At 55.2% G+C, this 6921-nt stretch carries 4 protein-coding genes; all 4 read right to left on the bottom strand.

What is annotated here, in order from left to right:
* Window positions 1–151: 151 nt before the first annotated feature.
* Complete coding sequence (locus tag sphst_RS11815; protein ID WP_031393162.1) at window positions 152–3148, bottom strand: TonB-dependent receptor; 2997 nt, start codon at window positions 3146–3148, stop codon at window positions 152–154.
* Between the two features lie 120 nt (window positions 3149–3268).
* Window positions 3269–4903 carry a GH35 family beta-galactosidase gene (locus tag sphst_RS11810; RefSeq protein ID WP_031393163.1) on the bottom strand — a complete coding sequence of 545 codons (1635 nt, stop codon included), beginning with the start codon at window positions 4901–4903 and terminating at the stop codon, window positions 3269–3271.
* Between the two features lie 666 nt (window positions 4904–5569).
* Window positions 5570–6334, bottom strand: a complete 765-nt coding sequence (locus sphst_RS11805; protein WP_081877427.1) for a FadR/GntR family transcriptional regulator — start codon at window positions 6332–6334, stop codon at window positions 5570–5572.
* A 290-nt stretch (window positions 6335–6624) separates the two neighbouring features.
* Window positions 6625–6840, bottom strand: coding sequence for a hypothetical protein (locus sphst_RS20545; RefSeq protein WP_159043592.1), 216 nt, complete (start codon window positions 6838–6840; stop codon window positions 6625–6627).
* Between the last annotated feature and the right edge of the window lie 81 nt (window positions 6841–6921).

Genomic DNA, 6921 nt, shown 5'->3' with positions numbered 1-6921 from the left:
AACAGATAGAGCCCTTCGACGACCTCAGGAGAGCCTTGCCCTCGGCGGTCTGCACCTCGGCGATATCCACGTGGGAAAAAGCCGATTACCAGTTGTCAAAAATAAGGCCAGCCCTCAAGCTGGCCTCCTAGGTTCCTCGAGGGGAGGAGACTTAGAACTTAGCTCGGATACCGCCGAGGAATTGGCGACCTGGGTAATAAACGCTGTAAGCAGCATTGTCGTAGCCAAATGTAGTACGCAACGGCTCGTTAGTAATGTTTAGAACGTCGAGGGTCAAACGCAGTCTGTTTTCGAAGAACGGCAGCTGATATCCGATCGACATATCAAACTGACCACGCGCGTCAGCGCGAAGCGGTACCGGAATGTTATTCTGTGGGCCGTTTGCCGCGATAGACTCATCGTTCCAGACATAGTTTAGGCTGAGCGAGACCCCGTGGCCCTCGTAGAAGCCCTGCAGATTGTAGCTCCACGGCGCGATACCCGACGCGACCAGCCCCGTATCGGACTTCTGCGTGATACGCGTGCCGTTCGCGGAGAAGCCGAGCCCCGTTACAAGGAAGTCCAGTGGTTGAACCCACGTCGCTTCGACGCCTTGAATCTTGAGCTGGTTTAAATTGACCGGCTGCGTTACGACGATCTGTGCGACATCAGGACCACCGCGACCGTTAATCGCCTGCTGTTGCGTCGTGGTCAGTGTGCTGAAAGCGAGGTTCAGCGCGGTGAACGGAACCGTCGACTGGATGTTAGCTGTGAAACCATCAATGTTCTTGCGGAAGTACGAGAGGCCAACATAGCCGATGCCCCCGGTATAGTATTCGCCGCCGAGATCGATATTCTCTGACGTGTAGGGTTTCAAGTTGGGATTGCCCGCAGTCGCGACCTGTGCGCCCTGATCAGAGAAGGTAAGCCCCGGCAGTAGCGAACCTGCGTCGGCGCGCGTCATGCTGATCGATGTGGCGAAGCGCAGCTTCACGCGGTTCATGACGTCATATGTAAGGTTAAGCGACGGCAGGACCTTTTCGTAGGAAGAGTCCTGAATCACATCGACGAGTCCTGCCGCCACCTGGACCGGCCCTGCAACACGCTGATCGGTATGGACGTAGCGAACGCCTGCATTAGCGCGCAGTTCGCGACCGAAGATTTCGCTGACGCCGTTGCCCTCCACGTAGAAGCCGAACGTCTTTTCTAAAATGTCGCCGGTCGTGCCACCGGTCACCGAACCGCGAGCTTCGGGCGCGTTGTCGAGGAACGACTGATAATTAGTCGCTGCCTGCAGTTCCTTGAGCTTCGTCGAGATGATGCTGCTATAGCCTACATTGCCCTTCGACAGCTTGCCGATGTCTGTGACGTTCAGGCGCTGCAGGTACTGCGACAATTGCGCATTAGTGACGCTGCCGGTAGTGCCGTCGCACGTCGCGCCGCACACTGAGGTCTGGTAAGCAGTCGAGTTGTCGTAGGCGCGGACGTTGCGCAGCGCGCTGTCGTAGGCGCCACCAAACTTCAAGTTCATGTTTGCGTCGCCGAGCGTGAAGTCAACATGTGCACCCTTGGTTTCGGTCTTGCGGCGTACGCTCTGGACATTCTGCCGATACCACTTCCAGCCGAGATTGGGATCGCCTAAGTCGACATTGGATGTAATGATCGGCTGCGGATTTTTGCTGTCAGTATTATCGTAGAAGGCGTTGATACCCGTCTCGCGTGGAGTCTGAATCAGGAAGCTAGGCTGCTCACGGTAGAAAGTGCTCTTGCCGTAATTGACCTGCGCCTCGACCTTGAACGTGTCGCTCGGCGCCCATGTCAGACTTGGGTTTAGATTGTAGAACTCGGTGGTCTGCCGGAAAATGCTCTCTTCGAGGAAAAAGGCCGAGTTCGCAAACGTCCCGCTGGTAACCACGTTGTTCGCGTCGACGGTCAAACCGATCGGGACCATGCCGCCCGTTGACGTAGGATCCCGGCCGGGGCCCGAGTTGCGAACGTACCAGTTCATGTTCGACTTGACGAAGTCGCGCTTCGACTTGGCGTAGATGCCGTCAAACGCTAAGCTAAGCGTATCGGTCGGGCGAAATTCCACGGCGAGCAGCGCCGAATACCGCGAGCGTGTACCCTGCGTCACGTTGTTACGACCAAGCCGCGGGATGAGCGCACTGCGAATCTGCGTATCGGTCAGACCTGACGTTGCCGCCAAGTCTACGGGGGCGCCCGGCGTCAGGCCGAACCCGGTGTTTCCTGGGACGACTGGGGCATACGCAAAACCGTTTCCGCCAACGTCGCCGACACCAGGTCGACCGGTCGGTACGTTGCCATCGGTGTAGCCAACGGTCTCGAAGCCATCGACGCGGGTCTTTTGGTTAACCCCCTGGAGACCGATCAGAATGCCGAACTTGTCCCAGGTCTTGCTCGCTACGATCGCGCCGCGTGGACCAAAGCGGTTGTTAGTATCGTTATACTGGCCTTGGCCGACGACAGTTAGATGCGTACCCGGATTGTCGAATGGTCGCGCATTGCGAAGATTGACCGTACCGGCAATCCCGCCTTCTAGCGTCGAGGCAACCGGCGACTTTAAGACATCGAGGCGCGTAAACAATTCGGACGGGAAGAAATCAAGATCCACCTCGCGATTGCCGCCGCCAGTACCGTTCGTGCCGCCGTCAGAAGCGATTGCGATCTGGGTATTATTGAGCAGAACCTTGGAAAAGCTCGGACCGAGCCCGCGGATCGCGACTTGTACGCCCTCCCCAGTGATGTCTCGGTTCAGGCGCACACCCGGAATGCGATTCAGCGTTTCGGCGAGATTGGTCGCCGGCAGCTTGCCGATATCTTCCGCGAAAATTGAGTCGCCGAACGCGACAGCGTTCCGCTTGGCATTAGTCGCGCTCTGAAGACTACCTCGAATTCCGGTAACGACGATCTCGTCGGTACCACCGAGCCCGTTGTCGGGGGCGGTCGTGCTCTGACCACTGGCATCAGCGGGGGCCGGTTCGGCTTGGGTCGTCGTACCGGTAATGCCCTGCTGCTCCGGCGCGATTGGCGTCGTCGTGCTCGGCGCGGCAACCTGCGCGGCAGCAGGCGCGATGGCAATCATGACGTTGACCGCGACTGCGGTAAGTAGTGCCACACGAACATTACGGCGGCGTACGATCGAATTCATTCTAGTTCCTCTCCTCACGACTTCACCGCTTCATTGTCGGTGTCAGTCATACACTGCGCGTGATAGCGCTATCAGCGTAATGCTCTTAATTGGCCTTACCAGCCATGTCAACTGGACTACCTAGCGGTAGCGATAGAGTTTTATACGTTGAATCTGCCAATCGCCGGCTGGCAGGCTGATGTGGCGCCCCTGATGGGTCTGATCACCGTTGAGGAGCCGACCCGGTACCCAATGACCTGAGGCGTCGAACCGTCCTTCGAAAGCACTGTCGATGCCGGCCAGCGCTGGACCGTCGCCGATGGGCTTGAAGGTCACTGTAATACCCTGACCCGCCACCAGGAACTCCTCAGGACCGGTCTGGATGATCAACCCGCCATAGCTCGCAGCATCTGGCTTTGCGACTGGCCGCTGAATGTCAGCGTAGGCGATCGTGAAGCGATAGCCGCCGATGTCTCGAACCTGAGGTTCGTATACGACCGTCTCGTCGTACAACACGCGTGGCTTAAACCCGGCCATTCGGTTCGACCCCTGCGCCGCGAGTATCTGCGGTGAGAGTTGGTCGATCACATCATAAGCCTTCGTTAGAGCGTTGGGAGCATCGTCAACCGAATCTATCGAGAAAGGTCCGAAACCGATCGCGTCATGCTCGCCATACGCAAAGAAGGCGTTGGCGGGGACCGCGGTATTGTCCGCGTTGTTCGCCTCCGGAATGAAGAGCGGATTGTCGGGACGCTTATAGCGACCCACCAGGTCGACATAGTTCGGAAAGTAAATGTCCGGTGCCAGAAAATCGATCTCGGGTGCGCCGGCCTTCCAGACGTCGATAAGATGAGGCAGCGGACCGCCGCTTGGATATTCGCCTGGTGCGCGACCGGGGCGATTGAGCGCGACGTTGACGTACATCGGCATTGGATACGCCGCTTTGCCTGCCGCGGTAAGCTGATCCGCGAAACGTGCATAATGCCAAGCGGTGAACACTTCCGCCGCAGCGTCGCCTGCGCCGAAGAGGTCCTCCCATGAGCCCTGCGTCTTTGCACCGCGCTCGACCCACATCGCCTGCATCTCGGGAACGAGACTGGCCTTGTGCTGCATTAGATACTGGACCAGTTCGGTCGGTACGGGCTGACGAAATGCGGCCTCGGCGAGAGGGCCGTAGTCGCGCGCGACCGGTAGCATGCCGATCTCGTTCTCTACCTGCATCATCACGACGGTGTTCTGCGTACCGTCGATCGTCTTCAAATGCGCCATCAGTGCAGCGTAAGCACGCTGGTCGGCCTTCAACGTCGCGGGTGCGAACGCCGATAGAATGTCGACGCCTTGCCCATTCGGACCTTGTGCACGTGGAAACCGCGTCTGGTCGCGCTTCACCCAGGACGGGGCGTAGGTCGACATCGAGTTCTTCCATGCGCCAAACCACAGAATGACCAGCTTCAGGTCGGCCGCGTGCGCGTCACGCACCATGGCGTCGACTGAACTCCAGTCGAATTGCCCCTCCCGCGGCTCGATGAGCTCCCACGCAACCGGCGCGAGAACCGTATTAAGATGCATCGCTCGCAATTTCTTCCAGTGCGGCGCCATGTACGTGGCGCTGGACGCTGCAGAATTACTGAGCTCGCCTGCGATAACCAGCATCGGCTTGCCGCCGACGATCAGCTGAGTCGCGCTACCTTGCTTACGGAGTGAGGGGGCATCGGCAAACGCAGGCGTTGCCGCGGTTAGAGCGGCGAGTGTAAGTAGAGCCGAGTGACGTTTCATTATCCAACTCCAATTTGATTTGTTTTATTTTTATATATTGTCAGATCTATAACAAGATTGTTTATTGGGGTTTTAGTCAAGCATAAGGACAAAAGTGGCTTTTTTCTGCTAAAATGCCAATTCAGAAAAGCAGATCATTTCAGTCGATATATAAAAAGGGGGGGATCATTGAGTATACGATCATCCATATAGTAGGGGTTTGTCTATATCTATACAGTCCGGGTCGTTACCAAACCTCAGTCTCAGACGAACGTCAGGCCATCGAATCGACCGCCGCCAATTGCTTAAGACCGCGTAGTTATCGCGCTCATTTCTAGCATTTGAGGCGAAGGCCACCGATCGCTCCTATTACCGACGGACGCCTTATTAACGACGCCGCCTGTCTGATAGCGATAACATGTCCGACAAATTAATGGATTGTCAACAGACAGCGAAATCTGTCGGCTTGGGGCGACAGCGCGTAAACCGGCAATGTGTAGATAGTTTCGATGGCCAGATGACACGGCAAAAGACTACCTATTACAATTTAATAGATGCAGCCTTTGCAAAATGCATTTAATTATCCGGCAGTATTTTGGTCGATTTTCAAGCGACAAACCAAAGATTGAATATTGAATTAGATTTATACTTCAACGAATGTAAGGTTATATTAACTATACAGAAGAACTAATCTATACCTTCTAGGCTGTAACGATTCCGTTTTAGTTTAATAGATTCACGAACTTGGTCTATAGCTGACAACTCCATATCTTTTAAAGTTGCATCTATGATAATATTGTAATATGTCTTTATTTGATAACTGGCTTTTTTACCATTTCCGAGTCCTAGGGAAGCAATGACTTCCTCATAATTTTTGAAGCCGTTTGGGCCGCTTACGGAAATTATTTTGTTATTTAATACGCCAGCCTGCGATTTAAAAGGTTGAATATTCCAGAGCGTGACAATGGCGATGGAAACGGCAGCATTCCCACTAGCTTCGGCAATACCCATATGAAAATGGCGCTCGGCATACTCGAAGCCGATAATGTCATCCTTTTCATGGCATACACGCATATCTTCTACCGCGCATTTAAGTCTTTGTAATTGTTCACAGGATATCCGGGTTGCCGCCAAGACGCATGCCTCAGATTCCATTGCGCATCTAGCTTGAATAAGTTCTAATAGATCAACGTCTTTTTCGACTGCCCTACTGAGCCGCGAACGCGTGGAAATCACGTATACTCCGGATCCAGGACGAACTGACACAAATCCTTCGGTTTCTAACGCAATCATCGTCTCACGGATCGTCGGACGTGACACTTCGTACCATGTCGCAAGTTCGCGTTCCGGTGGCAGGCGGGCACCCATTGCAAACTCGCCACTTGCGATCCGCTCTTTAAGCTTCGCCGTTACACGGGCGTAGCTTCGCAGGATTAGGCGGTCAGATTTCATTCCTACAGCTACCCTTTCGAGTGAACGGCAGCAAGCGGACGTGGGTAATTGAGACACTTAAAGACGTGCCTAGCCCAGGGTCGACCGAACGGTCTAGGGCTAAATTGGGCGGTGGCGGTCTACTGATGCAAGCCCAGCGTTGTAGCGGTGAAGGCGAAACCAAGTCGAGCATCTTGTATTGGCTTGGGCATTTGAACTGCTCGATCTCCTGGAGGACTGGCAACCCGGCCGGTCGAGCCGGTCCCATAAGGGGGAGGGGCACGAACAAAAGAAATGGAACGGCGCTGCTTTCAGGCCAAGATCACCGGGCGACTGCGTCGACGATAAAGAATGACCGCAACGACAGGCAGCACAACCATAGGGAGAAGCGGCATAGCTTTCGCTGCACCGGGATGCTGACTTAGTTCGTGCATGAGAAGCGCGGTTAGATTTGCGCCGCACCAGACTAGCGCGGCCGTGACGCACACGCTGGCTGCGATGATGCCGAATTGTACCTTGCCGCTCATGACGTACCCCTCCGGAACCTAAGCACCCCTTGGCAGCCAAAGCGTTCTAACGGAAGAGCCGGTAACTCTCATTCTACAAAC

This window comes from Sphingomonas sp. STIS6.2 (genome assembly GCF_000732685.2).
GTDB classification, from domain to species: Bacteria; Pseudomonadota; Alphaproteobacteria; order Sphingomonadales; family Sphingomonadaceae; genus Sphingomonas; species Sphingomonas aerolata.
This window is presented reverse-complemented; position numbering and strand designations above follow the sequence as displayed.

Bases quoted from the DNA above. Each gene is read 5' to 3' on its own strand.
- sphst_RS11815 (WP_031393162.1), bottom strand. From the start codon at position 3,148: ATGAATTCGATCGTACGCCGCCGTAATGTTCGTGTGGCACTACTTACC.
- sphst_RS11805 (WP_081877427.1), bottom strand. From the start codon at position 6,334: ATGAAATCTGACCGCCTAATCCTGCGAAGCTACGCCCGTGTAACGGCG.
- sphst_RS11810 (WP_031393163.1), bottom strand. From the start codon at position 4,903: ATGAAACGTCACTCGGCTCTACTTACACTCGCCGCTCTAACCGCGGCA.
- sphst_RS20545 (WP_159043592.1), bottom strand. From the start codon at position 6,840: ATGAGCGGCAAGGTACAATTCGGCATCATCGCAGCCAGCGTGTGCGTC.